The following is a 1,419-nucleotide window of genomic DNA, read 5'->3' as shown; positions in this document are numbered from 1 at the left end:
ACCACCATCGAACGTGGACCAGTCGCGACCATGCCCAGCGACCAGGTCGACGCCGAGTTCTCTCACTTGATGTGGACCAACTTCTCGGGGCCGGACAAGCAGTATGACCGGTGCGGCTGCGGGGGCGGTGGCGATGGAGGGAACGCCATTCCTGAAATGGTCAGAGAGATGGGCCATGCCGCGTGGCAGGTCGTCGCGGGAATCGCGGGGGCAATCGAACAGGTTCATTTCACCCCCGCGCAGGTGGCCACTGGCTCAGCTCTAGGCGCGATCGTGGTCATCGGACTGGTAATACTGTGTTTCTGAGTAAGATTCGACTGCGTGCGCTCGCCGCCGTTTATGCGCACTACTTGTCTGGTATGTCCGTAACATCTGACGTTGAGCCCACCGAATCAGGATCTTCGGTGCCCCGCAGAATGGGTGAAATATTCACAGACTGGGTGAGAGAGCGGATCTTCGAGATCGCCACTGACGGAACCCCGAGACAGGTGGTAATGCTGCTCGATATGCTCGGTAGGAGTACGGTCCGAGACGACAAATTGCTCGGGTATTGCGTGGCGGTCGTCGGTTGGGAGGCCGCACACCGCGAGGACTGGCCAGAGATCCTGACTGTGCTGCGCGAATACACTGACAGGCCGTCGATTCGTCGGGTCTTGGCCTATATGACCCGGCAACCATGGTTCACAGACGGTGGCCCGAAATGACGGTGCTGTCACCTTCGGGCGGGTTGGACTGGTCTACCTGGGACCGGAGGGAGTTGAGTCCCCGATAGTGGTGTAGCGCGTCGCCGAGTTCGTCCCGGTCGTGGACGTGGGCGGGTCTACAGCGACGCCAGTCTTGCTGCGACGCCGAGCGGGGCGCCCCGAACGTGCGTGGGTCAGCGCCAGTTTGGGCCGATCTCGACTGGCATGAGCCTGGCTGCTGAAAGCCACTCCATCTTGGTCACAGGCTCCAGCGCCGCGTCATCAAACCAGACGACGTAGGCGCTCCAGGCGCTACCCTTCTTGCGCCAGTCGAGCACCAGGCCCCGGCTCGGGCGGAGGCGGCCGATGTTGCGCACGAGCACGAAACGCACGTCCTGGTACGGCGGCCAGGCGTCGTTCTTGGGCGGGTTGTGCGACACTGCAAGAATGTAGAACGCTCGTTCGAGAGTGCGGCTCGGTCCTGCAGTTTTGTCATAACGATACTTATCGGTGCGCAACTAACGGGAGTTGCATTAGATGGCGAGAACTCCGCAAGTCGTAACGCGCTGCCGCCAACGAGAGACGGCGAGGCCCGCAGCTAGGCTTGCTGAGAGTTCTCGTCGTCGGTGCCCGCCACCGGGTCAAGTCCGCTGGGGTGGTGTACGAGGTTGATCCCTCGGTTGGGCGTGTCGGTCAGGCCGTGAGGGCCTGGAGTTCGGGCTCGGTCACCTCCTCA

2 protein-coding genes are annotated in these 1,419 nt (G+C 62.2%); one reads left to right on the top strand and one right to left on the bottom strand.

From position 1 onward, the window contains the following. The coding region (locus ACYVAQ_RS23345) for a hypothetical protein (protein WP_460793010.1) at positions 1–306 on the top strand (306 nt) is incomplete at its 5' end. A gap of 571 nt (positions 307–877) precedes the next feature. On the opposite strand, the gene ACYVAQ_RS23340 is transcribed toward ACYVAQ_RS23345, so the two are convergent. Next, positions 878–1,123 (bottom strand): hypothetical protein, encoded by a 246-nt coding sequence (locus tag ACYVAQ_RS23340; RefSeq protein WP_460793009.1) that lies wholly within the window; start codon positions 1,121–1,123, stop codon positions 878–880. Positions 1,124–1,419: the final 296 nt, after the last annotated feature.

This window comes from Nocardioides maradonensis (assembly GCF_054777115.1).
The sequence above is the reverse complement of the archived record's forward strand: the minus strand, read 5'-3'. Positions and strand labels throughout refer to the sequence as shown.